Source organism: Saccharicrinis aurantiacus (assembly GCF_947489045.1).
In the GTDB taxonomy this organism is placed as follows: domain Bacteria; phylum Bacteroidota; class Bacteroidia; order Bacteroidales; family Marinilabiliaceae; genus Saccharicrinis; species Saccharicrinis aurantiacus.
Genome location: NZ_CANLCN010000019.1, coordinates 53,936 through 80,137, shown reverse-complemented (window position 1 = coordinate 80,137; position 26,202 = coordinate 53,936). Strand labels below are relative to the sequence as shown.

General features: G+C 36.3%; 20 protein-coding genes and 2 tRNA genes. 12 read left to right on the top strand and 10 right to left on the bottom strand.

Translation table 11 applies throughout. The annotated features are described in order from the left end of the window. Window positions 1-54 precede the first annotated feature (54 nt). Together QMO11_RS18045 and QMO11_RS18040 are read left to right on the top strand one after the other, a co-directional pair. Window positions 55-130, top strand: a tRNA-Phe gene (locus QMO11_RS18045). A gap of 46 nt (window positions 131-176) precedes the next feature. Continuing rightward, window positions 177-249 (top strand) — tRNA-Phe (locus QMO11_RS18040). 66 nt (window positions 250-315) lie between these two features. On the opposite strand, the gene QMO11_RS18035 is transcribed toward QMO11_RS18040, so the two are convergent. The 5 genes from QMO11_RS18035 to QMO11_RS18015 form a co-directional block, all read right to left on the bottom strand. Then, a complete protein-coding gene (locus tag QMO11_RS18035; RefSeq protein WP_282038972.1) occupies window positions 316-699 on the bottom strand; it encodes a hypothetical protein in 384 nt (127 codons plus the stop codon). 192 nt (window positions 700-891) lie between these two features. Beyond that, window positions 892-1,461, bottom strand: a complete 570-nt coding sequence (locus QMO11_RS18030; RefSeq protein ID WP_282038970.1) for a pentapeptide repeat-containing protein — start codon at window positions 1,459-1,461, stop codon at window positions 892-894. A 21-nt stretch (window positions 1,462-1,482) separates the two neighbouring features. Beyond that, window positions 1,483-1,911 (bottom strand): hypothetical protein, encoded by a 429-nt coding sequence (locus tag QMO11_RS18025; RefSeq protein WP_282038968.1) that lies wholly within the window; start codon window positions 1,909-1,911, stop codon window positions 1,483-1,485. Window positions 1,912-2,115: 204 nt separating this feature from the next. Further along, the gene (locus QMO11_RS18020; RefSeq protein ID WP_282038966.1) at window positions 2,116-3,495 is read right to left on the bottom strand and encodes a M28 family metallopeptidase; all 1,380 of its coding nucleotides are present in this window, start codon (window positions 3,493-3,495) and stop codon (window positions 2,116-2,118) included. Between the two features lie 94 nt (window positions 3,496-3,589). Further along, entirely contained in the window at window positions 3,590-4,633 is a 1,044-nt protein-coding gene (locus QMO11_RS18015; protein WP_282038964.1) for an NHL repeat-containing protein, read from the bottom strand. A 224-nt stretch (window positions 4,634-4,857) separates the two neighbouring features. Here QMO11_RS18015 and QMO11_RS18010 point away from each other — a divergent pair, with 224 nt between their 5' ends. From QMO11_RS18010 to QMO11_RS17970, 9 genes are all read left to right on the top strand, one after another. After that, window positions 4,858-6,189, top strand: a complete 1,332-nt coding sequence (locus QMO11_RS18010; protein ID WP_282038962.1) for a DUF1800 domain-containing protein — start codon at window positions 4,858-4,860, stop codon at window positions 6,187-6,189. Between the two features lie 408 nt (window positions 6,190-6,597). Further along, on the top strand, window positions 6,598-7,755 hold the full coding sequence (locus QMO11_RS18005; protein WP_282038960.1) for a DUF1501 domain-containing protein: 1,158 nt from the start codon (window positions 6,598-6,600) through the stop codon (window positions 7,753-7,755). 300 nt (window positions 7,756-8,055) lie between these two features. After that, on the top strand, window positions 8,056-9,627 hold the full coding sequence (locus QMO11_RS18000) for an NAD(P)/FAD-dependent oxidoreductase (protein WP_282038958.1): 1,572 nt from the start codon (window positions 8,056-8,058) through the stop codon (window positions 9,625-9,627). Window positions 9,628-10,396: 769 nt separating this feature from the next. Then, window positions 10,397-11,845 carry a Fe-S cluster assembly protein SufB gene (gene sufB / locus QMO11_RS17995; RefSeq protein WP_075601867.1) on the top strand — a complete coding sequence of 483 codons (1,449 nt, stop codon included), beginning with the start codon at window positions 10,397-10,399 and terminating at the stop codon, window positions 11,843-11,845. Window positions 11,846-11,988: 143 nt separating this feature from the next. Continuing rightward, window positions 11,989-12,741, top strand: a complete 753-nt coding sequence (gene sufC, locus QMO11_RS17990) for a Fe-S cluster assembly ATPase SufC (RefSeq protein WP_075601868.1) — start codon at window positions 11,989-11,991, stop codon at window positions 12,739-12,741. A 40-nt stretch (window positions 12,742-12,781) separates the two neighbouring features. Then, window positions 12,782-14,173: a Fe-S cluster assembly protein SufD gene (gene sufD, locus QMO11_RS17985; protein ID WP_075601869.1), complete on the top strand. Its 1,392-nt coding sequence runs from the start codon at window positions 12,782-12,784 to the stop codon at window positions 14,171-14,173. Window positions 14,174-14,330: 157 nt separating this feature from the next. Continuing rightward, window positions 14,331-15,551, top strand: a complete 1,221-nt coding sequence (locus QMO11_RS17980) for an aminotransferase class V-fold PLP-dependent enzyme (RefSeq protein WP_282038955.1) — start codon at window positions 14,331-14,333, stop codon at window positions 15,549-15,551. Window positions 15,552-15,640: 89 nt separating this feature from the next. Next, on the top strand, window positions 15,641-16,063 hold the full coding sequence (locus tag QMO11_RS17975) for a SufE family protein (RefSeq protein ID WP_075601871.1): 423 nt from the start codon (window positions 15,641-15,643) through the stop codon (window positions 16,061-16,063). A 92-nt stretch (window positions 16,064-16,155) separates the two neighbouring features. Next, complete coding sequence (locus tag QMO11_RS17970) at window positions 16,156-16,473, top strand: DUF59 domain-containing protein (protein WP_075601872.1); 318 nt, start codon at window positions 16,156-16,158, stop codon at window positions 16,471-16,473. 83 nt (window positions 16,474-16,556) lie between these two features. On the opposite strand, the gene secG is transcribed toward QMO11_RS17970, so the two are convergent. From secG to QMO11_RS17950, 4 genes are read right to left on the bottom strand one after another with little or no spacing between them, the layout of a single operon-like run. Next, window positions 16,557-16,892, bottom strand: a complete 336-nt coding sequence (gene secG / locus QMO11_RS17965) for a preprotein translocase subunit SecG (protein WP_075601873.1) — start codon at window positions 16,890-16,892, stop codon at window positions 16,557-16,559. Between the two features lie 17 nt (window positions 16,893-16,909). Next, window positions 16,910-17,809 (bottom strand): hypothetical protein, encoded by a 900-nt coding sequence (locus QMO11_RS17960; RefSeq protein WP_282038952.1) that lies wholly within the window; start codon window positions 17,807-17,809, stop codon window positions 16,910-16,912. A 23-nt stretch (window positions 17,810-17,832) separates the two neighbouring features. Further along, on the bottom strand, window positions 17,833-18,333 hold the full coding sequence (locus tag QMO11_RS17955) for an LptE family protein (RefSeq protein WP_282038949.1): 501 nt from the start codon (window positions 18,331-18,333) through the stop codon (window positions 17,833-17,835). Window positions 18,334-18,360: 27 nt separating this feature from the next. Beyond that, window positions 18,361-19,617, bottom strand: a complete 1,257-nt coding sequence (locus QMO11_RS17950; RefSeq protein WP_282038947.1) for a sigma-54 interaction domain-containing protein — start codon at window positions 19,615-19,617, stop codon at window positions 18,361-18,363. Between the two features lie 251 nt (window positions 19,618-19,868). Here QMO11_RS17950 and QMO11_RS17945 point away from each other — a divergent pair, with 251 nt between their 5' ends. Beyond that, window positions 19,869-21,884, top strand: a complete 2,016-nt coding sequence (locus QMO11_RS17945; RefSeq protein ID WP_282038944.1) for an alpha amylase C-terminal domain-containing protein — start codon at window positions 19,869-19,871, stop codon at window positions 21,882-21,884. Window positions 21,885-21,946: 62 nt separating this feature from the next. Here the strand turns inward: QMO11_RS17945 and glgP are convergent, their stop codons facing one another. Beyond that, on the bottom strand, window positions 21,947-26,179 hold the full coding sequence (gene glgP / locus QMO11_RS17940; protein WP_282038942.1) for an alpha-glucan family phosphorylase: 4,233 nt from the start codon (window positions 26,177-26,179) through the stop codon (window positions 21,947-21,949). Window positions 26,180-26,202 lie beyond the last annotated feature (23 nt).

Genomic DNA, 26,202 nt, shown 5'->3' with positions numbered 1-26,202 from the left:
CCTTAAACAAAAGGCCTACCTGCAGAACGATGCAGGATGAATGAAATAACAGTTGGTGCCATAGCTCAGTAGGTAGAGCAATGGACTGAAAATCCATGTGTCCCTGGTTCGATCCCAGGTGGCACCACCAACAAAAATGTGGTTCTGTTTTGCAGAAAACCTCAGTTGAAAAGTGAGGTGCCATAGCTCAGTAGGTAGAGCAATGGACTGAAAATCCATGTGTCCCTGGTTCGATCCCAGGTGGCACCACATTTAAAGAAACCCTGATAGATTTTTAATCTGTCAGGGTTTTTTGTTTTATAAAATTTAGGAGAATTATAATTGAATTATCTTATTTAAGGCAGGGTGTTCTATGCTGTCGATAATTTCCAATAGGTATGTGTTGTGATCATTCTCTTCTAAGAAGATCCCATCTATTAACACATCTAATATATTCTTGAGTTCATTTGCAGCAAGGCTAGATAGAGTGCTTTCTGCCTCCGATGATGAGTTTAATATAGATATGAGAATGAATGTGTATTTTTCCTCAATAGCCCTTTGAATACTTAATTCGTGTTCTGTTTCTTTCTTTTTCCAAATTGAATTAGTAACCCATGAAAAGTACTCTGAAAGAGACGGGAAGTATTCGTCCTTTTCAACCTGATTTAAAGTGGCGATTGACATCACATGATCAAGATTATATAGAGTAATTTCTTTCATTAAGTTTTAGGGCAATTGATATTTAATGCTTTGTAAAACTAATATACTTTTTTTACTTTCAAAAATTAATCGAACATAATAGTGCTTTTAGCACATAAAAATAGCATTTAATCAAAAAGATAAGTAAGTGTGGTTATATGTGAAACCTTACGTCTTTCGTATAATAGCTCAGTATTTATGACTAAATATTAATCATAAATTTATTTTTAATTTATACTTATTTAAAAGTCCAATTACCTCAGGAATATCGAATTGTGCACCTTTCATTATGTTTAATTCAGGGTTGATCGTATAGTTCTTGGCTTCAGAAAAATTAGCTTTTTCGAGATTGCAACCTTCAAAAATGGCAAATAGTAAATCGGAGGCCTTAAAATTTGCTGACTTTAATTGACAATTACTGAAGTCAACTTCTTTTAATTGGCAAGATGAAAAATGTGTATTGTTCAGTTTTTGAGAGTAAAAAACCGAATGGTTTAAAATGCAATTACTAAAGTTTAATGATAAGGCAAAAGGATTGCATGTGTCAAATTGCAAACCGAGCATCTTGCAATTATTAAATTTAATATTCTGAAAGGATGTTGACATGATGGCGCAAGAGCTAAAATCACAGTCGGTAAAATCACAATCAATGAACTTGAAACTGGAAATATCGCAATTGGCAAAATTGCAGTTAATAAAAGAGCAGTACTCGTAGTCGCCTTGTGTTAGTGCAGATTCGAAGAAGTTTTCATTCTCGAAATTCGTATCATTTATGTAGTGCATTGTAATTAAATATGTCGCTTTTTATAATACTTGTTTAGGTTTAATAGCTTTTAGGTAAATAATTAAACCATACACAAAAATTGGAAAGGCAATGTATAAGTGCCTGCCCGTATAATTTCCTAAATAGCTATTGTATAAGAACCGACTCTCGATTGTCATAGTATAGGTCAGAATCGCTAAGAACATTGTTACGGAAGCTTTTCTTCCAGAATGTTTTATTTGATATAAAAGAATATTTACTCCAAATATTAAGTAAAATACGTAACCTAAAAGTCCGGATTTTAAAATGGCATTCTCAGAATCTGTTCCTGCGACCTCCTCCATCTTTATAGGAATATTTAAAAACCAAAAACCTTCTATTGTTAGGTGGTTTGATATGCTTATCCCGAATAATGACGAAAAAGCAAACCCAAAAAATAGAGGTAGCCAAAATTTAATATTGTGTTGCATATCTTTTTGTTTACTTGAAAGTATACTCTTATTAACGTGCTAATGTTTCTTTAATTGTGAGTATTATTCGTATTCACGAATGGAATGCCTTAACTGTTATTCGTATTCACGAATGGAATCCCTGAACTGTTATTCGTGTAGGATTAATTGCTTTTGGGTAGGAAGTATAGGAAGGTGCTTGTTTATCACCTTCCGTTTTAGTTTTTATAAATTATTGGATAGGTAAGCTGATAAAGTATTGACAAACTCATTGAGTTTTTCGTAATTGATTTTGTCAGCAGTATCGTTGTGTGTATGGTAATCGGGGTGTAAGCCTGTTGTAAAAATGGTAAAGTTTGCTTTTTTAGCGAAGCTTGCCTGATCGGATGCAATCCTAAATATTAAACGAGTAAATGAAATTCCATTATTCTGTAGTTTAAGTGAGCTCTTTGAATCTTTTAGATATTTCTTGTAGCTCTTGTCAAAAGCCCTTCCTTTTTCTCCTTTTGATATTGCTAGAATGAGATTTTTGTTTTTTTTCTTATTCTTTTTATCTCGCCCAATCATATCTGCATTAATCACAAAATCAACATTCTCATCTAGCTGCTCAGCTAAATATTCAGAACCCACTAGTCCTATTTCTTCGGCATCGAATAAGCAAAAGTAAATATCCTGCTTTGGTAATATTTTATTGCTTTTCAGATTTTTTGCAATTTCTATTACCGCAGTTGTACCAGAAGCATTATCATCGGCACCCGGGTAATAATCTGTTTCGGCTGCAACTTTTGTTTTTCTAGAGTAGAGAGAATCAATATGGTCGTAATGCGCACAAATAATCAGAGGTTTCAGATTAGGGTTACTTCCTTTCATTGTGCCTATCACGTTCTGGTATTGTTTGGTGTAAACAGAATCGGGTTCTTCGCTTATGCTAAAACTGGTTTTATTCGCAATAAAATCTTTGTTTGCCAAATAAATGTTTAAGCCATTGATACGCTCTTTAAGTGCATTAAATTCTTCCTTATCTCGCATATATTCAGAGGAGCCATATTTGTAACAAATTTTAGCCTCGTGGTATTTATTTGTAGCGTTGAGGTTTTTCATTTTAACACGTACGCCTTTTTTCTTGCTATCCTTTAGTAGAAATATGAAGTTGTGAATGCCTTCTTTTTCTTTTAATGCCACAGCCTCTTCAAAAGCCTGTTCCATTTTAGCCACTTCAATTGGGTAAAATAAAGTACTGTCTTGATCTGCATCTTTACTAATTAAAAATTCGGATTCATTTAATAGAAACTCGTGTTTATTGATGTTGTAAATTTCGCTAGTGTCGTTATCCTTAATTAAATAACTGGGCTTATGTGTTGTGTATTCCTTTTCAAAAAACTGAAAGTATTCCGTAGAATCGGTGTAGGGGCTTATGTCATTCTGTCTAAACTGATCAGCAATGTATTCTGCAGCTTTATATCCTTCGGGAGTTCCGGATATTCTTCCATTTAATTCTATAGATGTGAGGTATTCAATGTGTTTTTTTAAGGTATCCACATTTGTGTTTTGCCCCTCACTATTAAGCGCAATTAATAGTAAGGAGATAATCATTAAGTTTCTCATTGTTTAAGGTATTAGTTTATTTATTGATCAAAAGTAGTTAATCATAATAATACCTGCGCTAAAAATTCTGTTAAACAATCTTATTTTTAATCATCTATAAATCAATGTATGATATGGTATAGGGTTTACCATGAGCCGTATTTACAACTCCCTCTTGCACCATTAGGTCGAAGTTTGATATAATAAGTTTGTTATCATACACTATTAAGTCGGCGGGTTGATCTATTTGTCCGTTGGAACCATCGTTATCCGGATATTCAGCAAGTATGCTTACTTTTTGTTTGGTATCTATCTTAAAAATTTGGTTCTGTAAAAACCCAGCCACATATAAATTTCCTTGGTCATCAATGTTTATGCCATCGGGTCCGGCTGTAATAGGCAATTGTGCATATACTTCTTCGTGAGTTACCTTGTTGTCTTTCAATGTTAATTTATAGATGCGAGCATCACCTAAATTGCCTACAAATAAGTGCCCCGCTTTATTAAATACTAAGCCGTCTAATCCAAATTGTCTTTTTGGGTTTTCGGTTTTTGAGGTATAAATTAGGTTCTCATCCGAGGCATCGTTGTTTACTTTAATATTTCTATCAGCAATATTAAAACAGTATACGCCACTTGTTAAGTGCTTGGTTTTAAATTTGGGTAATGCAGTTTGAGTTACATACACTGAATTATCGTGATATCTAATTCCGTTAATGCTTTTAAATCCGTATGCTACGGTTTCAGAATTGACTATTTTATTGTTTTCAATGCTTAAGCACAAGAGTCTACCTTGTTCTTTATTCTGATTATCGCAAACAAATAATTTACCATTAGGGGCGTAAGCAATTCCCATTGGTTTAGCTCTCCCGGTTTGTTCCAAAACAGGAACCTCTCCTATGGTGCTAACGGTTCCGTTTTTATCAATGCGCATTAGAATGCCGGGTTTGCTAGCATCGGCATAGTTAGGGCATGAGAGCGTTAAGCTGCCATCAGGAGCGATATCAAAAGCATCGGGAGTTGGGCATTTATCGGGCAGCTCAGCAAATAGTTTGGCTGGTTGTAGCGTATTCGATTGTGATGGATCTTGAGCAAGTACGCTGCTCGAAATGATAATAGTTGCCACAAATGAGGCAAAAGTAAGTTGTAATGTTTTCATAGACTTTGTTTTTGCTTACTAACGTTCGGTTTGAAGATATGTTTTTAGCTATCAGTCTATTATTCTGGAGCCTTAATAAAAAGTATTTTATACAGTGGCACGCTATTAACCATTGTTAGCACGCAATTATCAAAATTAATTATTGTTAGCATCAACAATGTTGTATCAATTATAGAGTGAGAATTATTCATTATATTGAGAAACCCCTTAAATTGATATTCATTATGAAAGAGTCTCACTACATACACTTACTCAAGCGTGCTCAGTTGGGCGTGTCTCCAAATCAATTGCAAAATATCCCAAAATCAAGAAAGACTGCTGTTGATAACTTATTTAGTAAGGCTGAAATTAAGTCGCTCAGTATCGATTATTCCGATATATCTTTCACAAACATGCAAAAGCTCAGTCCGCAAGAGCGCATGAAGTGGCAAAAGATGAATCGTGAAAAACTTCAGGAGTTTAATTTAGTGTGGTTTAACCGTATGGCCAGTGATCATCAAAATATTCAAGAGCGAATGGTGTTATTTTGGGCCAATCATTTTGTGGCCAGTAGCAAAAATATAAAGCATGCCGTTCAGTATAACAACTTGTTACGCGAGCATGCCCTGGGTAATTTTCGCGAGTTTGTTTTGGCGGTATCCAAGGATGCGGCTATGATTCAATATTTGGATAATAATAAAAATAAAAAGGAAGCACCCAACGAGAATTACGCTCGCGAGTTGATGGAATTATTTACGCTAGGGCGCGATGTTTTATATACCGAGTCGGATATAAAGGAAGCTGCTCGCGCCTTTACGGGTTGGAAGGCTACGCCTGATGGAAGGTTTTTAGTTGCAAAGCGTCAGCACGATGAGGGTGAAAAAGTATTTTTGGGTAAGAGAGGTAATTTTAGTGGAGAGGATATCGTAAATATCATACTCGTAAATAAAGAATGTGCACAGTTTATATGTACCAAAGTTTACAAAGAGTTTGTGAACGAAAATGTTGATGCTGCTCGCGTTAAAGAATTATCAGAAGTGCTTTATGCGAACTACGATGTAGAAGAATTAATGCGCTATTTGTTTAGTGCTAAGTGGTTTTATAACGAAGCGAATATCGCATCAAAAATAAAATCTCCGCTCGAAGCTATGGTAAGCATGTATGCACTAATGCCCTATCAAATTGAAAAATCAAAGCAGTTAATGAGCATGCAGCGTGTTATGGGACAGGTATTGCTTAATCCGCCAAATGTTGCCGGTTGGCCAGGCGGACAAAGTTGGATTGATAGTAACACTCTGATGTACCGTATGCGCATGGCATCTATCTTGTATCAAGGTGGTGTTATTGATTCAGATAGTGATATGGCTTCAATGGAGCGCTCAAAAGGAAGAGAAAAAGTAACAGTTTCTGTTGATTGGAGTTATTTAGATGAGCTGTTTCAATTGAGCAATCGGCAACAAGCCATTTTGTTATTTGGTAAACAATTAAGCGATGAGGTGTATGCCCTGGTTAACGATACTAAGCCAAAAGATAAGTTAGTTAAGATGTTATCGGTTCCCGATTTTCAAATGTGTTAACAATAGCGTCCTAAATGTTTTAAGAAATTGTACATATATTATTGTTTATTAAAAAGGTGTCAAAATTGGAATTTTTATGAGTATGTATTTAAGCGCCTCGTAGGTTGGCCTCTTTACAAATAGGATTCGTTTTAGCTGAAGCTATAGTAAGTTTGGGAAGTTGAGAGCTTTGCTCGAAAATCGCCCAAACGCACTTAAGCTTTAGATAAATAAGAACCTATTTGGAAAGCAGCCTTGATTTTCTTTGCTTACTTTCTTTCATCAAGGAAAGAAAAGTAAGTCGGGCCTACCTGCCGGTAGGCAGGTTTGGGTTGAAAACCCAATACGTAATATTATTTAGGACAACAATGATGTGTTAATCAAGCACCCATAATTTATTCTTTTTAATGTAAAATTAAGTCGATAAATATGAAGCGCAGGACATTTCTTAAATCAGGTTTAGTAGCGAGTAGCGCTGCATTTATGCCTCAGTTTCTAAGCGGAGCCTCAGCTAATTTGCAATCTGCAAACGGAAACAAACTTGTGGTTATACAACTAGCAGGGGGTAACGACGGATTAAACACCCTCGTTCCTTATCAAAACGATATATATTATAAAAGCCGACCTAATATTGCCATTCCTAAAAATCAAGTATTAAAACTTAACCATGATTTAGGGTTTAATCCGTCCTTAAAAAGCATGGCTCAGTTTTTCGAAAATGGCGAAATGAGTGTGTACAATCAGGTTGGATATCCCAATCAGAATAAATCACACTTCCGGGCAACCGATATTTGGTTAACCGCCAGCGATGCCAATCAGTATTTAAGCACAGGGTGGTTGGGTAAATACCTCGATGCAGACTGTCAGAAACCACATCATGCCATTGAAATAGGCACTAGCTTATCCTTGGCCCTTAAGGGAGATAAGGGTTACGGTATGGCTTTCGATCATCCTTACACGCTAATGCGAACGGGTAACACTGATTTTTTTAAGCAGCTCCGAAATCTATCAGCTACTGATTCAAAATCAGAATACCTTTATAAAACCTTTGTGCAAACGCAGCAAAGTACCGATTATATATTCGATAAATTCCGCACCTATAAATCCACCATCACCTATCCGAACAGTGCAAATGGGCGCTCATTAAAAACCATAGCTCAGCTTATTGGAGCAGGAGTGGATACCTCTATTTATTACCATTCTATAGGTGGTTTTGATACGCATGGTGCACAGTTGGGCCGACAAAAACAGCTTCATCAAAATTTAGATACTGCCCTTAGTGCTTTTGTGAACGACCTCAAGCAAAGTAATAATTGGAATAGCACACGCATTCTTATTTTCTCGGAGTTTGGCCGCCGCATTAAAGAAAACGGAAGCAAAGGAACCGATCATGGCAAAGCCAGTAATGTGTATGTGTTGGGTGGAGGAATGGATACGCCCGGTTTTCAGAATGGCAGTACCGATCTTACTAAATCAGAAAATAATGATTTGTTGCACACTATGGATTTTAGGAGTATTTACGCACACTTGCTTAAAAATTGGTTAAACTCTAAAGTAGGTTTGCCATCAAGCGGGTTTACCACATAAAGTCATCGTAATTATTTGGGCAAAATACGGGCTTTCCATTATACCAAAGCTCCGCCTTTGCTCACATTGCCATCTGCCTTACGTGGGCTTCCTCTGGTCGCCTCCGTAGTCAGGGCAAAGTGGCAAAAGCAAATCTTTGCTGCCACTTCAATCCCTTTTGCAGTCTCCATAAGTTAGGAGTTCTGTGCATTCATTCGCTATTGCAAGCTACCATAACTTTCCTCAGGCTGTAAAGCAATTAATAATTAACAATTACCAATTGATAATTATTTTATCTTTGCGCTATAATAATAAGGTAGAATGAAGAAAGATATAGCATTACGCTTAACGCCCGAACAGGCGTCTGATGAGAAGAATTATAAATCACTGGTGGCTAAAAAAATGAAAGTTAGCCCCGACAAGATCACTGCGATACGAATTCGCAAAAGATCGATAGATGCACGTCAGCGTAATGTAATGGTTCAATTGTACCTCGATGTTTATGCCAACACTACGCCACCCGAACAAGAATTTCCAGAGTTTGAGTATAAAGATGTTTCATCAAAGCCCGAGGTTATTGTAGTAGGAGCAGGCCCTGGTGGTTTGTTTGCTGCATTGCGTTTAATAGAGTTGGGTTTTAAGCCCATCGTATTAGAGCGTGGTAAAGATGTAAACGAGCGTAAAGTAGATATTGCACAACTGAATAGAAATCAAGGCGTAAATCCCGAGTCGAATTACTCGTTTGGCGAGGGTGGAGCAGGAACCTATTCTGATGGTAAGCTTTACACACGAAGCACCAAGCGTGGTGATTTTAAAAAGATATTAAACGTACTTCATTTTCATGGAGCGCAAACCGATATATTAATCGATTCGCATCCGCACATCGGAACCGATCGTTTGCCATCGGTAATCAAAGCCATGCGCGAGTCTATTCGATCAGCTGGTGGAGAAGTGTTATTTAATACTGCAGTTAAAGATTTGGTTTTAGCCGATGCTAAAGTAAAAGGTGTGGTTTGCGCCGATGGAACAAAACTAATGGCCGAAGCTGTAATATTGGCTACCGGACATAGTGCCCGCGATATATACACCATGCTTAATAACCTATCTATTCAGCTCGAAGCCAAAACATGGGCTATGGGCGTTAGGGTTGAGCATGCACAAGAGTTGATTGACCAAATTCAGTACCATTCGCCAGATGGAAGAGGGGATTATTTACCTGCCGCTTCCTATAGTTTTTCGTGCCAAGCACAAGAGCGTGGGGTTTACTCATTCTGTATGTGTCCCGGCGGATTTATAGTGCCAGCAATGACGGGCGAAAACGAAATGGTAGTGAACGGTATGTCGCCATCTAAACGTAACTCACCCTATGCTAACTCAGGAATGGTAGTTGAGGTAAAGCCCGAAGATATCCCTGATGAGTTTAAAAAGCATGGCGTTTTGGCTGGTTTAGAGTATCAGAAAGAAGTAGAGCGTTTGTGCTACATTAATGGTGGTAACGGTATTGTTGCGCCGGCACAACGATTAACCGATTTTGTAGATTCTCGATTGTCTTTCGATTTACCCGACACCTCGTATGTACCTGGTACAATTGCTTCGCCTTTACATTTTGTATTGCCGGAAGGTATTACCTCGCGTTTGCAAGAGGGCTTCTCTCAGTTTGGCAAATGGGCCAAGGGTTTCCTTACGGAAGATGCCGTGGTATTAGGAACGGAATCGCGCACATCATCGCCAGTTCGTATTCCTCGTAGCCCGTATACATTCCAACATCCGCAAATAGAAGGTTTATTCCCATGTGGCGAAGGAGCAGGTTATGCCGGAGGTATTGCTTCATCAGCCATTGATGGAGAAAAATGTGCCGATGCTGTGGCCGAGATGTTAAAATCCTTAAGTTAGTTCACAGTAAAGAATCTTATTTCAATTCAGATGAGGCTTGCCCAAAATCAGCAAGGCATATTTCAGTTTAGATATGGCTTGCCCAAAATCAGCAAGGCATATTTCGTTTTAGATATGGCTCGCCCAAAATCGGCAAGGCATATTTCAGTTTAGATATGGCTCGCCCAAAATCGGCAAGGCGTATTTCGTTTTAGATATGGCTTGCCTAAAATCGGCAAGGCATATTTCGTTTTAGATATGGCTTGCCCAAAATCGGCAAGGCATATTTCGTTTTAGATATGGCTTGCATAAAAAAATAAATCCTACCAAAACCTCCAATTACCTTACTAATTCACTACTTTTTTGTAGAAAATAGACCAATACCCTCCTTATTTTCTTGGTTTTTATTAAAAAAATATAAAACAAAAAGCCTCACTCTGCATTTATTGCTGTTTTTAAATTACAAAAGTTATTTTTAAGAAATTAAATTCTTGTACCACCCAAGGGTTGATTTGCAGATAAGAGGTATGTCTTATCATTTTATTTTGTGAATATATTGGGGAGTTAAGCTACGTTATGTTTATTAGGGTCGAGTTTGTGTAAATCATAAATGCAGACTCTAACTGTTGCGTATAGCATTCAAGCCGTCTGGGCTTATTTAGAACACCTTAATTTTATTTAATCTAAATAGTTTATTAATTTTGCAAGCGCATGTTAAACGCGTGCATTTCTAACAATTGAACTCTAATAAGTTTTGCTTGTTAGAAGGTAGAATTTATAGTAGAAAATTATGGCAGAAGACCAAGATAAGATATTAGAAGAAGTAACGGGTAGTGAATATAAATATGGGTTTTCTAGTGATATAGAAACCGAAACAATACCCAAGGGCCTTACCGAAGATGTAGTGCGCTTAATCTCGGCAAAAAAAGAAGAGCCAGAATGGATGCTTGAATTCCGTTTAAAAGCGTTTGCCCATTGGCAACAAATGGAAACGCCTGATTGGGCTCAATTAAATATTCCTGAAATAGATTTTCAAGATATCATATATTACGCCGCGCCTAAGCAAAAACCACAGCTTGAGAGCATGGATGATGTTGATCCGGAGCTAAAAGCTACCTTCGATAAATTAGGGATTCCCTTAGAAGAGCAAAAAGTACTTTCAGGAGTAGCGGTTGATGCAGTGATCGATAGTGTATCTGTGAAAACTACTTACAAAGAAACTTTAGCAGAGAAGGGCATTATATTCTGTAGCTTCAGCGAAGCTTTGCAAGAGTATCCTGACTTGGTAAAAAAATACGTAGGCTCAGTTGTGCCTTATACCGATAATTATTTTGCCGCATTAAACTGCGCTGTTTTCAGCGATGGATCATTCGTATATATCCCCAAGGGCGTTCGTTGTCCTATGGAGCTATCTACTTACTTTAGAATTAACGCCATCAACACAGGTCAGTTTGAGCGTACCTTAATTGTTGCCGATGATGACAGTTATGTAAGTTACCTCGAAGGATGTACGGCTCCTCAGCGCGACGAGAATCAATTACACGCCGCAATTGTTGAAATTGTTACCATGGAACGTGCCGAAGTAAAATACTCAACGGTTCAAAACTGGTATCCTGGCGATAAAAATGGTAAAGGTGGTATTTACAACTTTGTAACCAAAAGAGCCCTTTGTAAGGGCGATTACTCAAAAGTAATGTGGACTCAAGTAGAAACAGGTTCAGCCATTACATGGAAATACCCAAGTTGTATTTTAATGGGCGACCACTCCAACGGAGAGTTCTACTCAGTGGCAGTAACCAACAACCATCAGCAAGCCGATACAGGTACAAAAATGATTCACATTGGTAAAAACACCCGAAGCTTAATTGTTTCAAAAGGAGTTTCTGCTGGTAAAAGTCAGAATAGCTACCGTGGTTTGGTTCGTGTGAATAAGAACGCTGAGAATGCGCGTAACTTTAGTCAGTGTGATTCATTGTTAATGGGCGATAAGTGTGGCGCACACACATTCCCATATCTCGAAATCAATAATAGTTCAGCTGTTGTTGAGCATGAGGCTACCACTTCAAAAATTGGAGAAGATCAAATATTCTATTGTAATACCAGAGGTTTATCAACCGAAGATGCAGTAGGATTAATTGTGAACGGTTACGTTAAAGATGTAATCAATCAATTACCAATGGAGTTTGCAGTAGAAGCACAAAAATTATTACAAATTAGTTTAGAAGGAAGTGTTGGATAAGACACAAGTAGCAAGTATCAATATTTAAGATGGATACTTGACAACACTAAAAAACTATTATATAAACAACATCAAATTCAAGAACAGATCAAACAGATAGTTTTACTACTTGTGTCTTGATACTTGATACTAATTTTAGAAAAATGTTAGAGATAAAAGACTTACACGCCAAAATAGACGATAAAGAAATACTAAGAGGAATCAACCTTACGGTTAAACCAGGAGAAGTACACGCCATTATGGGACCCAATGGTTCAGGTAAAAGTACCTTATCATCGGTTCTTGCCGGTAGCGAGGTGTTTGATGTATCAGCCGGAGAGGTTAACTTTTATGGTAAAGACTTATTAGACTTACCTGCTGAAGATAGAGCCCGCGAAGGCTTATTCTATAGCTTCCAGTATCCTGTTGAAATTCCTGGAGTTAGTATGGTTAACTTTATGCGTACTGCCCTTAACGAGCACAAAAAATACAACGACGAAAAGCCACTTTCAGCAAGTGAGTTTTTAAAGTTAATGCGCGAAAAGAAAAAGGTAGTTGAAATTGACTCTAACCTAACAAACCGTTCTGTAAACGAAGGTTTCTCGGGTGGTGAGAAAAAGAAAAACGAGATTTTTCAAATGGCAATGCTTGAGCCTAAACTATCTATCTTGGATGAAACAGATTCAGGTTTAGATATTGATGCCTTACGTATTGTGGCTAATGGTGTAAACAAGCTAAAGTCGAAAGACAATGCAACCATTGTAATTACGCACTACCAACGTTTGTTAGATCATATTGTACCCGACTTTGTTCACGTATTATATAAAGGACGTATTGTAATGTCGGCCGGAAAAGAATTGGCATTAGAGTTAGAAGAAAAAGGTTACGATTGGATTAAGAAGCAATTCGAAGATTAAGAACCCGTAACGGAGTATCAACTATTTAAAACTTTGAGCCATGAGTAGCACGGGTATAGATAAAACAGAACAAATATATGTTGACCTGTATGAGAATAATACAACACTATTAAATAGAGTTGTTTCTGATGCAGTTTCGCAACAGCGAGATAAAGCCATTGAATTATTTAAAAGCAATGGTATTCCCCGAAGAGGAAACGAAAATTACAAGTACTCTAAATTAGAACCTTACTTTAAAGAAGAATATAAAACTGATTTTCAACACGAAGTTTTTAATCAGAATTTAGATGACGTTTTTAAATGCGAAGTTCACGATTTAGATGCCACCACTATTTATTTAATAAATGGATGGTATTACCGCAAAAATAAGTTGCCAGCATCTTTACCAAAAGGTGTGGTTATCGGAAGTTTTGCTGAAATCTCAAAATCACATCCTGAGATTGTTGAAGCACACTATAATAAGTATGCTAAGAATGATGAGGATAGCTTAGTAGCATTGAATACTGCTTTTGCGCAGGATGGATTCTTAATTTATGTGCCTAAAGGGGTTGTAATTGAGAAGCCTATTCAGATAGTGAATATCATGCACTCTTCTGAAGATTTGTTGGCATTTCCACGTAACTTGGTTGTGATTGAGGAAAACGCACAGGCTAAAATATTGTTATGTGAGCATACTTTAACCGAAAGTAAATATTTGGTAAATGCAGTAACAGAAGCTTATGTGGCTAAAAATGCGATTTTCGATATTTATAATATTCAAAATCAGCATAACTTAACCACTTGCGTTAACTCTATTTTTGTACACCAAAAAGAACACTCAAGTGCCTTAACACATAATCTTACATTGCATACGGGTACAACGCGTAATAATGTATATGTTGATATGGCTGAGGAGCATTGCGAATCGCATGTATATGGTTTATATATCACAGATAAAAACCAACATGTTGATAACTTTTCATTCATCGATCATGCCAAGCCTAATTGCTATAGCGAAGAGCTTTTCAAGGGTGTTTTGGATGATAAATCAACGGGTGCTTTTGCTGGTAAAATTATGGTTCGCCCCGATGCGCAAAAAACAAGTGCATTCCAACGCAACGATAATTTACTATTAACAGATACAGCTAAAATGAATACCAAGCCAATGCTTGAGATTTATGCTGATGATGTGAAATGTTCGCACGGTGCAACAGTAGGACAGTTAGATGAAAAGTCGATGTTTTATCTTCGCTCACGCGGTATTGGTAAAGATGAGGCTCGTATTCTATTAATGTATGCCTTCGCTTACGAAGCTGTTGAAAAAATTAGAGTTCCCGCTTTACGCGATGAAATAAAAGAATTGGTTGAGAATACTTTCAGAGGTGAATTAGACAAGTGTAACTCTTGTGTGCTTTGCGGATCTGAAGCAAGTTCTCAATACACTTGCATGTAATTAATGGTTCTCATAAATGAGAACCACTCAGTATAAAGTATAAAGACGAAAGTATAAAGATTTGAATAGGTTAATTGTAGAATAATCCACGTTTGGATTTTCTCTTTATACTTAAGTCTTTATACTTTTGTCTTATTTCCCAATAAACAGACAACTTATGAGTATTAACATTGAAGAAGTAAGAAAGCAATTTCCAATTCTAGAAACACAGGTTTACAATAAGCCCTTGGTTTATTTCGATAGTGCTGCTACTACTCATAAGCCACAGCGTGTAATTGATAAGATTGATGAAGTGTATAAAACTTTGAATAGTAATATTCATCGCGGCGTACATTACTTGAGTAATCAAGCAACATTGGCTTACGAAGAAGCACGAAATAAAGTACAAAGCTTCATTAATGCCGAGCATAGCCATCAGGTTATATTTACCTCTGGCGCTACTGCAGCTATTAACTTAGTGGCAAATTCGTTTGGCGAAACTTTTATTAACGAAGGAGATGAGATTGTTGTTTCTACCATGGAGCATCATTCTAATATTGTGCCTTGGCAATTGCTTTGTCAGCGCAAAAAAGCGGTTTTAAAGGTGATTCCAATTAATCAGGATGGTGATCTTGAAATGGAAGCATACAAATCTTTATTATCTGATAAAACAAAAATTGTTGCCATAACACATGTATCCAATGCTTTGGGAACCGTGAATCCTATTCAGGATGTAATTGATTTGGCGCACGAAAAGAATATTCCAGTAATGGTAGATGCTTCTCAATCAGTACAACATATTGGTATTGATGTGCAAAAAATGGATTGCGATTTATTGGTATTCTCAGGTCATAAAATTTATGGTCCAACAGGTACAGGTGTTTGTTATGGTAAAGAAGATTTATTAAATCAGATGATGCCATGGCAAGGAGGTGGCGAAATGATTCATAAAGTATCGTTTACAGAGACTACCTATAATGAATTGCCCTTTAAGTTCGAAGCCGGAACACCAAATATAGCAGGAGCCATTGGCTTAGGCGAAGCCATTGATTTTGTATCGGAGTTAGGTGTAGATAATATTGCTGCCTACGAGGATGACTTACTTCAGTATGCCACTAATAAATTGATGTCTATCGATGGCATGCGAATTATAGGAACGGCTAAAAAGAAATCGAGTGTAATCTCATTTTTAATTAATGATATTCATCCCTTTGATATAGGAACATTGTTAGATAGAATGGGTATTGCCGTTCGTACTGGTCATCATTGTGCACAGCCGATTATGGATTTTTATGAAATACCAGGCACGCTACGAGCTTCTATTGCGGTTTATAATACCAAAGAAGAAATAGATCAGTTGGTAGCTGCATTAACTAAGGTTGCTATGATGTTTGCATAGTACTCTTTTGTGAGAATAAAATTATAACATTCATTATAAATGGTTTTTAGTATAATTCCCCATATTTGTAAAATAATTATACGAGAGTTATGACAATTAACGAGATACAAGAAGAGATAATTGAAGAATTCGCCACTTTTGATGAGTGGATGGATAAGTATGGCTATTTAATTGAATTAGGTAACGATTTAGAGCCTTATGATGATACCTACAGAGTAGATCAGAATATATTAGATGGCTGTCAGTCTAAAGTATGGTTACATGCATGGATGGAAGATGGTAAAGTATATTTTATGGGCGATAGCGATGCCATCATAGTAAAAGGAATCGTAGCTTTAATGATTCGTGTTCTATCGGGTCAATCGCCAGACGATATTCTTAGCTCAGAGCTTAAATTTGTAGAAGAAGTAGGCCTTAAAGATCATTTATCTCCAACGCGCTCTAACGGTTTAGTCGCAATGATTAAGCAGATGCGATTATTTGCTTTGGCCTTTAAAGCTAAGCAAGCATAATTATAAGGTGATAGAAAAAGCTGAACAAATTGATTTGTTTAAGTCTTTTACTATTGACTTTATAAGTAGTTGACTTTATAAATATATAAAAGATGTCGAACGAGTTTTTATCAATAGAAGAGGAAATTGTTACTGAATTGAAAACAATTTTCGACCCGGAGATACCGGTTAATATTTACGATTTAGGGCTTATTTACGAAGTAAATGTAGGCGAAGGTGGTAAAACACAAGTTGTAATGACGCTAACATCACCAAACTGTCCGGTTGCTGAATCAATGCCCGAAGAGGTTTTTGATAAGGTAAGTGGCGTTGAAGGTGTAACACATGTTGATGTGAATCTTACATTTGATCCACCATGGACTAAGGATATGCTTTCAGAGGAAGCAATGCTTGAGCTCGGATTATTGTAATAGAATAATAATACTTCTATAAATGATAAAAGGCCATCTCAAATAATTGAGATGGCCTTTTTATATACTGTATTTGTATACTTCTATTCTTCAGTTGCAGTTTCTTCTGCAGGAGCTGATGGGAAATTAGGAACAGCAGTTTCAGGCTGTGCAATTTGCTCTAATTTATCATCTAAAGCGTTACTTGAAGCTTCAGGTCTTTCTAGAACCATTACGGCAACAAATGAAAGTACTAATAATCCACCTGCTAAATACCATGTGGCTTTTCCTAAAAAGTCGGTTGTTTTTCTAACACCCATTACTTGATTCGAGGCTGAAAAATTAGATGCTAATCCACCACCTTTAGAATCTTGAACTAAAACAATAAGCGTTAATAAAACACTCACAATTATTACTAGTACCGAAACAACTTGATACATATCTTTTCTTTATTTAATTAATTTTCCTTTAACTCACTAATTCGACGTGCAAAGTAAGCATTTTTTTCAGGATATTTCAAGCGTAATTTTTCTAATATTGAAATAGCCTTATTATTATGTCCTTGCTTCACAAAAATATTGGCCAATGTTTCACTCATTATATCTTCAGAAACTTTGTTATGACTCTCTGATAGGTCAATTTCTTTTTTAGGTTTACTAGGGTTTGGCGTAATTTTAGGGTCGGTGCTTAAGAAGTTCTCTATCAAATCCATCTTTTTATTAACCTCTTTTACTTTCTTAGCTTTGGCCTTTTTGTTTTTCATCATAAACAACCAATCTGAAAATGAATGATTGCTACTATCTGGTTTCTCGTTTAGTTCCTCTAGTTCATTTAAAGAGTAAGCCGGCGTAATACTTCTTTCATAATCCAGTAAATCAGCTGCTGGAAGCACAATTTCGTCTAAGGCTTTATTTTCTTTAGTCTCACTCTGAGGATTATTTATTTTTAACGATAAGCCAATATCATCACTTAGCTCATCAGATGCGTTTAAGTAATTGTCAGTTAATGTAATTTGTTTTTGCTTCTTTTCATCTGGCTCTGGCGCAGCTATATCTGTTTGTGGAGCCACACTAACTTCATCATCAATTTCTTCAGTAGGCTCTTTTTCTAAATGTTCTAAAGTTTCAATTTTATGAAGAAGAAAAAATAGTTTACTTCTATCGGCTATATAAGCAGCCGAATGTTTTAGCTCACTATTAAATTTAATATGGTCAAGCTGGTGCAAGTTTTTAAGCATAAGCATTCTACCCATTTGAAAAAATGGGTATTCCTCAATGACTTCTTTTAGCTGTGCTAAAGACTTTTCATCAAGTTTGCTTTGGTTGTTAATTAACTGACTGAATGTTTGCTTATTCACTGTGTTTTATGCCTAAATATGATCTACCAATCAGAGAATGCTTTATTAAATATATCTTCAGTAATTTGCTCAAGCATTAATCCGGTTAACTCAGATTCAATCTCTGTGATATTCTTTTCGCTCGAGAAATCTTGGTAAGCCGTAAACGACGATTCCCAGTTATCTTGCGGATTTTTAAAGTTACGATACCTTATTTTAACCGTCATGGATAATCGAGTTTCTGCTGATACAGCATCTGCCTGAATTGCCATCGGACGAACTGAGTATGCTGTAATTTCTCCAGAGAAATCAATATCCGCATCCCTTTCAATCAATATTAATCTTGATTCGTTGGTAACACGATCTTTTAAGGCTTCGGTAGTTTCCTGACTTAATGTAGGGTTAATTAGTGGAGCTCTGTTTTCAATGTATTGAACACTAAAAGTTTTGAGTCCCTCTGGCACCGAAGCTCCATTCATGGTTAGTTTAATTGAGCATGAAGCAACAATGCAAAACAGGAATATATATCCGAATATTTGTTTCATTTATTTTTAACTTTTGATATTTTATAATTAGTTGGTAATCTGATATTCTTTAATTTTTCGATACAATGTTCTCTCAGAAATACCCAAATCTTTAGCTGCATATTTACGTTTGCCATTGTATTTATCAAGTGCTTTCTTGATCAATTCAATTTCTTTCTCTTCTAGAGATAACGATTCTTCAATAAACTCTTCGGTATCTTCAATATGATGTTGAGGAGCTGAATGAACATTATCAACAATTACTGATGCAGGATTAGAACCGGCTGTGGGTTGAAATACATCACCATCCTGATTGCTATATAGTTTCTGAATAATCTGCGCATGTTCTCCACTTAGGTTTGGAGATCCATCTTGCTTCATTAAATCAAGTACTAGCTTTTTTAGGTCGCCCATATCCTTTTTCATATCAAAAAGAACTTTGTAAAGAATCTCTCGTTCATTCGAAAAAGAAGTTTCGCTACTAGAGTTGCCTTCCATTACAGCAGGTAAATTAACCCCTCTATCATATGGAATGTATTGGCGTATTCTTTCCGCATTTATTTCTCGCGTACCTTCAATAACAGACATCTGCTCGGTAATATTTTTCAACTGTCTAATATTACCTGGCCAACGGTATCCTGTGAGTAATTCCGTAGCTTCTTTCTCCAATTTTATCGAAGGCATTCTATAGCGCTCAGCAAAATCGTTAGCAAACTTTCTAAAAAGAAGGTGAATGTCTTCTGTTCTATCTCTTAAGGGAGGAACAGATATGGGCACACTGCTTAATCTGTAGTATAAATCTTCACGAAACTTTCCTTCGTTGGTAGCTTTATCCATTTTAACATTTGTGGCAGCAACAACCCGTACGTTTGTTTTGTGAACTTTAGAAGATCCTACTTTAATAAACTCTCCGGCTTCAAGTACACGTAATAATCTTACTTGCGTAGATAAAGGTAATTCCCCAATTTCATCTAAAAATATGGTACCATTATTTGCCTCTTCAAAATATCCCTTTCTATCAGATAGTGCTCCAGTAAAAGCACCTTTTTCATGACCAAATAGTTCGGAGTCAATTGTTCCTTCAGGAATGGCACCACAGTTAACCGCGATATATGGTCCGTGTTTACGAGCACTATATTGATGAATTATTTTTGGAAACACCTCTTTACCGGTACCGCTTTCTCCACTAATAAGTACGGATAAGTCGGTGGGAGCAACTTGCACAGCAACATCAATAGCTCTATTTAATCCAAATGAATTACCAATAATACCAAATCGTTGTTTTATCTGTTGTAAGTCTTTCATGTTAAAATATTTAATAAGATCTTTTAATGGCGTTCAAACTGAACTTAAAGGAAAACTTCAACTTAACTGCTAAAGTTGCAGGTAAGACTGACAAAATTACAATTTTTATCAGAATTAGATTAATAAAAACTTAAATAATACTGTGTTTTCTGATATTTAAAGAGTGTGTTATTTTATGTTATTTTTTTAACAAGAAATGGTTCATTTATGGGAATAGTTTATAATTTAAGGTTCTTAAAATTTATGAACCTATGAATACTCCTGAGATTGTAAAAACTGACCCCTGGCTTGCTCCGTTTGAAGGCGCTATTAATAATAGAATTAGTCATTATCATCATACTAAAACACAATTAGAACAATACTTTGATACGCTTGATAATTTAGCAAGTGCCTATAAGTATTTTGGTGTTCAGAATGATGATGACGAGCAGGTATATAGAGAATGGGCACCCAATGCTGAAGAGGTTTATTTAGTAGGTGCTTTCTGCAACTGGGAAAAAAATAATGATTATAAGTTTACACCTCTGAGCAATGGTGTGTGGGAGTTGAGGTTGAAAGAGCGTAAGCTCAAGCATGGCGATTTATTTAAGTTACACATCTTTTGGGAAGGTGGTGATGGAATGCGATTGCCCGCTTATGCACGAAGAGTGATACAAGATGAAGTAACTAAGGGATTTGATGCACAGTTATGGATGCCTCGTGATAATTTTACTTGGACAGATGATAAATTTAAACCAAGTGTAACACCTCTCTTGATATACGAAGCCCATATAGGGATGTCATCGGAGAAAGAGGAAGTGAGTTCTTTTATCGACTTTAAGAATAATATACTGCCCAGAATTGTTAAAGCGGGTTATAATTGTATACAATTTATGGCTATTCAAGAACATCCGTATTACGGGAGTTTTGGCTATCATGTATCTAACTTTTTCGCTGTTTCCTCACGTTTTGGAACTCCCGAAGAATTAAAAGAACTTATTAACGAGGCACATAATCATGGGATAACCGTTATTATGGATATCGTTCATTCGCATGCAGTGAAAAATGAGTTAGAAGGTATTGCAAAGCTTGATGGAACGAGTTATCAATATTTTCACGATGGTGGAAAAGGCGATCATCCGGCATGGGATAGTAAGTGCTTTAATTATGGTAAAAATGAGGTAATGCAGTTTTTACTATCCAATTGTAAATTTTGGCTCGAAGAATTCCATTTTGATGGATACCGATTTGATGGTGTAACAAGCATGTTGTATACCCACCATGGTTTGGAGTATAGTTTCTCATCGTATGGTGATTATTACAATGGCACTGAAGATATAGATGCGATGACTTACTTGACTCTTGCCAACGAGATAATTCATCAGGTGAAACCCGAAGCAATTACTGTTGCTGAAGATATGAGTGGTTTACCTGGATTAGCAGCGCCAATAAAAGATGGAGGAATAGGCTTTGATTACCGCCTATCGATGGGCGTACCTGATTTTTGGATAAAACTTATTAAAGAGCACAGTGATGAAAACTGGAATGTAGCTCAAATATTCCACGAATTGTCTCAGCATAGAGCAGGAGAAAAAGTGGTGTCTTATGCCGAGTCTCATGATCAAGCTTTGGTAGGGGATAAAACCATATTATTTAGGCTTGTGGATAAGGAGATGTACGATAAAATGGATTTGGCTTCTCAAAGTTTAATTATTGACAGAGGTATTGCTTTGCATAAAATGATTCGTTTGGCAACAATGACTACTTCTTCAGGGGGCTATCTAAATTTTATGGGAAATGAATTTGGGCATCCAGAATGGATTGATTTTCCAAGAGAAGGAAATAATTGGTCGTTTAAACATGCTCGCCGACAATGGAATTTAATGGATCATAAAGATTTAAAATTCCAATGGTTATCAAACTTTGATAAAGCAATGATTGATCTTGCCAATAAGGCTTTTTCTGTACCTGATGAGCCATGTTATAGTGTGATGGCAAATGAGGTAGATCAGGTTATGTGTTATAAGAGGGGGAATTACTATATGATATTTAATTTCTCACCTAGCAATTCTTATACAGATTATGGTATTTCAGTGGAGCCGGGTAAATACAATGTTGTGCTAAGTTCAGATAATAAGAATTTTGGAGGTTACGGAAATATAGATGAGGATTATTTACACTTGGCTGAGAAAGTGCCATTTCAAGATAATCATTATCAAATTAAGTTATATATACCTAGCCGAACAGCCATGGTACTAAAGCATAGCGCACCAAAGCGAGTTTACTAAATTTATTAAGACAAATTTAAAAAGCCGTCTCAATTGTATTTTTGAGACGGCTTTTTTGTTAATTAGATCCATTTAATACATGAAATATCTTGCTGATAAACCATGTCTTCATTCTGAGGGAGTATCCTTATACCAAAGTCATAAACACCAGGTATATTTAGTGTATGGCTTAATGTATAAAAACGTTTTGAATCTTGTGTTCGTTCAAGAACAAACTCTTCAATCTTAATGATTTTAGCTTCGCCACTATCTTTAACATCTGCAAAAATTGCTTCAACCAATAAATTAGTATCAGCAAGCGTTTTCATATCAATTATTAAATTAATATCGTAAGTATCACCAATACCTAATTGCTTACTATAGATATCCGGTAGCTCTACATTTACCACTTCAATATCATTCCAATTGGCTTTTACTCTCCGTTTCCAGTTTGTTAATTCTTTTGCCTTTTGGTGATCATTACTTGAAAGGGTTTTCAAGCGTTGATCCATTTTACGATAAAAACGATTAAGGTAATCATCAATCATTCGTTTGGTTGTGTAGGTAGGAGCAATTTCAGAAATAGAATTTTTCACATATTTTACCCAACCAGAAGGAATCCCCTTTTCATTCTGATTATAGAATAAAGGAATTATCTCGTTCTCAAATGTGCTGTAAATATTTGCAGCATCTAATTGATTTTGTACTTCTTGGTCGTCATATGTTTTGGCATCACTCAAGCACCAACCGGCCTCTTCTTTATAACCTTCGTACCACCAACCATCAAGTACACTAAAATTGAGTACGCCATTCAGTTCAGCCTTTTCTCCACTCGTTCCAGAGGCCTCCAATGGGCGTGTTGGAGTATTAAGCCATACATCAACACCGCTAACTAACCTTTTGGCGAGTTCCATATCATAGTTCTCTAAGAATATAATCTTTCCTAAGAATTCTGGTTTTTTAGATATTTGAACTATTTGTTTAATTAAGGCCTGTCCGCCACCATCGGCAGGGTGTGCTTTACCTGCAAATATAAATTGAACAGGTTTATCTGGGTTATTAACAATTGCAGATAAGCGTTCTTCATCGGTAAACAATAAGTGTGCTCTTTTATACGTCGCAAATCTTCGGGCAAATCCGATGGTAAGCGCATTATCTTTAATTAGGTCTTTGACCTCTATTATCTCAGAAGGAGCAGCATGGCTATTTACCATATTGTCTTGGATACGCTTTTTTACAAACTTGAGTAGTTTTTTGCGCAATTTTGTTCTTACAGCCCAAACATCTTCATCGTTAACTTCGTGTATTTTTCTCCATAATTCATTGTTCGATAAATCGGTTTTAAACCTCGGCTCAAATACCTTTTCGTATAGTCGCTGAATATCTGAAGAAGTCCATGTACCGTAATGGACACCGTTGGTGACGTAATATATTGGGGATTCTTCAGGGAAGAAACCTTTCCATAAACCTTGGAACATTTGACGCGAGACTTCGCCATGTAGCCAGCTAACTCCATTTATTTCTTGAGAGGTTTTTGCAGCCAGTACACTCATTGAGAATTTCTCAGAATGGTCATCTGCATTTTCTCTTCCCAATGCCATAAATTCATTCCAAGAAATGTTAAGCTTTTCGGGTATATTTCTGAAGTATACCCGTATTAAATCTTCATCAAACTTATCATGCCCTGCAGGAACTGGAGTATGAGTTGTAAATAAAGAGCTTGCTCTCACTAATTCAAGAGCTTCGTTAAAAGAAAAATTTTCGTCAACTAGTTTTTTGAGCCTTGATACATTAATTAAAGCAGCATGTCCTTCATTACAGTGGTATAGGTTTGTTTTAATGTTTAATTTATCTAGAAGCTTAATGCCTCCCATACCTAACAAAATTTCCTGTTTCAGCCTGTTTTCCCAATCTCCGCCATATAAGGAATGTGTAATTAATTTATCACTATCGCTATTTTGCTCAACGTCGGTATCTAATAAATATAATGGTACTCTACCTACATCAGCTTTCCATACTTTGGCAAAAACATTTCTACCAGGAGCATTGAGCTCAAGTATTAGCGGAGAGTTATCTTCATTTTTGATTAAGGTAAGTGGCAAGTTGGAGAACTCTTGTTTATCAAAATTGGCTTGTTGATCTCCATTTGGGCCTAAGGATTGACGGAAATATCCATGGCGGTATAACAAACCGACTGCAGTAATATTTACGTTGGAGTCACTGGCTTCTTTTAGGTAATCTCCAGCAAGAACACCTAAACCGCCGGAATAAATCTTTAGGATGTCGTTTAGACCGTATTCCATGCTAAAGTAGGCAATACTAGGATCATCTATTTTTGGACGATCCATATACTTACGGAACTTCTGATAAACAAAGTTGAATCGATTAGAAAAATCTTCTTGTTCTGAAAGTTCTACTAGGTTATCATAGTTTACATGTTCAAGAAGTTTAATAGGACTTTTATTTTGCTTAATCCATAACTTAGGATCAATAGATTCAAATAAGTCATATGCCTCATAGTTCCATGTCCACCATAAGTTGTGTGCTAATTCTTGTAAGCCATTTAATTTCTCAGGGAGTTTCGATTTTACACGTAATCTTTTCCATATCGGAAAAGAAGAACTCTCATGTGTAAGGTGTATTCTTTTTTCTCGTTTTATAGTATTGAAGGAGTCTTTGCGATTTTCAACTTTCGTAAGTGCAGTATCAAAGGCTTTATAATAATTGCCAATCATAAGATTCCACTGCAGTTTTGAAGAAAGCTGGAATGCTTTAATTTTTATGAGCTCTAACTCTACGGGAGATTTATGAGCAAATTCGATAATTACATCTACTATGGATTTGCTAGCTTCATCATAGTTTTCATCATTGCGTTCAATAACTGCAACGCCATCGTCAATACTCTGGCACTGTTCTTTGGCCCAAGTTCCAAAACCAGCCAATAAGGTTGTTATCGTTGGTATAGAGTATGCTAAACTTTCAAGTGGAGTGTAGCCCCATGGTTCATAATACGAAGGAAATATACTAAGATCCATTCCTATCAACAAATCATAGTAGTGCATATTAAAGATACCATCATTACCATCTAAATAGGATGGTACAAATATAAGCTTAATGGTATCTGTTAAGTCGTTATTTAAATGGATATCCTGAATCTTATTTAAGATAGGGTCGTATCCCAAATCATTTAATCCATGGGTTAAGAAAGGGTTGTCTAATTTTGAGTTGTCGGTTCCTTTGAGTTTCTCAACCAAGTCTTCGCGAGCACCAAAGTTATTGGCAGGAATTAATACAAAAACAATTGTTTCTCTGTCGTAACTTTCCGTTTCATTCAGATGTTTTAAACTATCTAAAAGTATGTCAATCCCTTTATTGCGAAATTCATACCTTCCACTATTGGCAATGAATAATGCGTTATCAGATAGGGAATAGCCCAATAGAGCTTCACTAATTTCTTTTAATTTATGGCGGGCTTCTTTTCTTTTTTTTGCGAAGTCTGGTTTGTTGGGTATGATAAGATTATTAAAACCATTGGGAGCAATAACATCGATTTTTCGGTCGAGAAACCTTTCGCACTCAACTGCTGTTATTTCTGATACTGTAGTAAAGCAATCTGCGTTTGTGGCACTCTTTTTTTCGAGGGAATGTTTCGAAACTATGCCGATTTCTTGAGCAGTAGCCTCTATGTTAATAGTATCGTTATGATTGTAAAGTGCACCACCGTTACCCGCGATGGAACGGCCCATTACAGTGGCGTGTGTTGTAAAAACAGTAGCAATTTGCGGGAGTGTGTTTTTAAGGTAGAGGATACCACTTCCGGTCATCCACTCGTTAAAGTGAGCTACTACTTTATTGGTTTGATTTAAGTAACATTTATAAAAACTTTCGATAGTTTTAGCAATGGCATAACCAAAAATAACACTTTCTACATAGTCCCAATTACCGGATATTGAGTCTAGTTGGTAGGTTTCCCAAAAACGAGAAAGAATTTCATTCTTTTGAGGGATAAACGAACTAAAGTCAACTAATAAAACAATGGGTGTACCTTCAATGTTCCACCTCCCGATTTTTACTCGTAGTCCTTCTTTTAGCAATTGGTTTCTCCATTCAGGAAAAATAGAAGCATCCTCAGAAAATTCTTTTTGAGACGAGGCACTATCTAAAATATCGGGACCAACAAATATAAGGTGGTCATGATAAGCGTTTACTAACGTTGATGCTTTACTAGATAATACAGTATGTATGCCTCCAATTTTATTACATACTTCCCAACTCGATTCGAAGATATAATCGGGGGTTTTATAATCTGTTGTCATAGGTGTTGTTATTTGGGATTTGG

Bases quoted from the DNA above. Each gene is read 5' to 3' on its own strand.
- QMO11_RS18035 (WP_282038972.1), bottom strand. From the start codon at position 699: ATGAAAGAAATTACTCTATATAATCTTGATCATGTGATGTCAATCGCC.
- QMO11_RS18030 (WP_282038970.1), bottom strand. From the start codon at position 1,461: ATGCACTACATAAATGATACGAATTTCGAGAATGAAAACTTCTTCGAA.
- QMO11_RS18025 (WP_282038968.1), bottom strand. From the start codon at position 1,911: ATGCAACACAATATTAAATTTTGGCTACCTCTATTTTTTGGGTTTGCT.
- QMO11_RS18020 (WP_282038966.1), bottom strand. From the start codon at position 3,495: ATGAGAAACTTAATGATTATCTCCTTACTATTAATTGCGCTTAATAGT.
- QMO11_RS18015 (WP_282038964.1), bottom strand. From the start codon at position 4,633: ATGAAAACATTACAACTTACTTTTGCCTCATTTGTGGCAACTATTATC.
- QMO11_RS18010 (WP_282038962.1), top strand. From the start codon at position 4,858: ATGAAAGAGTCTCACTACATACACTTACTCAAGCGTGCTCAGTTGGGC.
- QMO11_RS18005 (WP_282038960.1), top strand. From the start codon at position 6,598: ATGAAGCGCAGGACATTTCTTAAATCAGGTTTAGTAGCGAGTAGCGCT.
- QMO11_RS18000 (WP_282038958.1), top strand. From the start codon at position 8,056: ATGAAGAAAGATATAGCATTACGCTTAACGCCCGAACAGGCGTCTGAT.
- sufB (WP_075601867.1), top strand. From the start codon at position 10,397: ATGGCAGAAGACCAAGATAAGATATTAGAAGAAGTAACGGGTAGTGAA.
- sufC (WP_075601868.1), top strand. From the start codon at position 11,989: ATGTTAGAGATAAAAGACTTACACGCCAAAATAGACGATAAAGAAATA.
- sufD (WP_075601869.1), top strand. From the start codon at position 12,782: ATGAGTAGCACGGGTATAGATAAAACAGAACAAATATATGTTGACCTG.
- QMO11_RS17980 (WP_282038955.1), top strand. From the start codon at position 14,331: ATGAGTATTAACATTGAAGAAGTAAGAAAGCAATTTCCAATTCTAGAA.
- QMO11_RS17975 (WP_075601871.1), top strand. From the start codon at position 15,641: ATGACAATTAACGAGATACAAGAAGAGATAATTGAAGAATTCGCCACT.
- QMO11_RS17970 (WP_075601872.1), top strand. From the start codon at position 16,156: ATGTCGAACGAGTTTTTATCAATAGAAGAGGAAATTGTTACTGAATTG.
- secG (WP_075601873.1), bottom strand. From the start codon at position 16,892: ATGTATCAAGTTGTTTCGGTACTAGTAATAATTGTGAGTGTTTTATTA.
- QMO11_RS17955 (WP_282038949.1), bottom strand. From the start codon at position 18,333: ATGAAACAAATATTCGGATATATATTCCTGTTTTGCATTGTTGCTTCA.
- QMO11_RS17950 (WP_282038947.1), bottom strand. From the start codon at position 19,617: ATGAAAGACTTACAACAGATAAAACAACGATTTGGTATTATTGGTAAT.
- QMO11_RS17945 (WP_282038944.1), top strand. From the start codon at position 19,869: ATGAATACTCCTGAGATTGTAAAAACTGACCCCTGGCTTGCTCCGTTT.
- glgP (WP_282038942.1), bottom strand. From the start codon at position 26,179: ATGACAACAGATTATAAAACCCCCGATTATATCTTCGAATCGAGTTGG.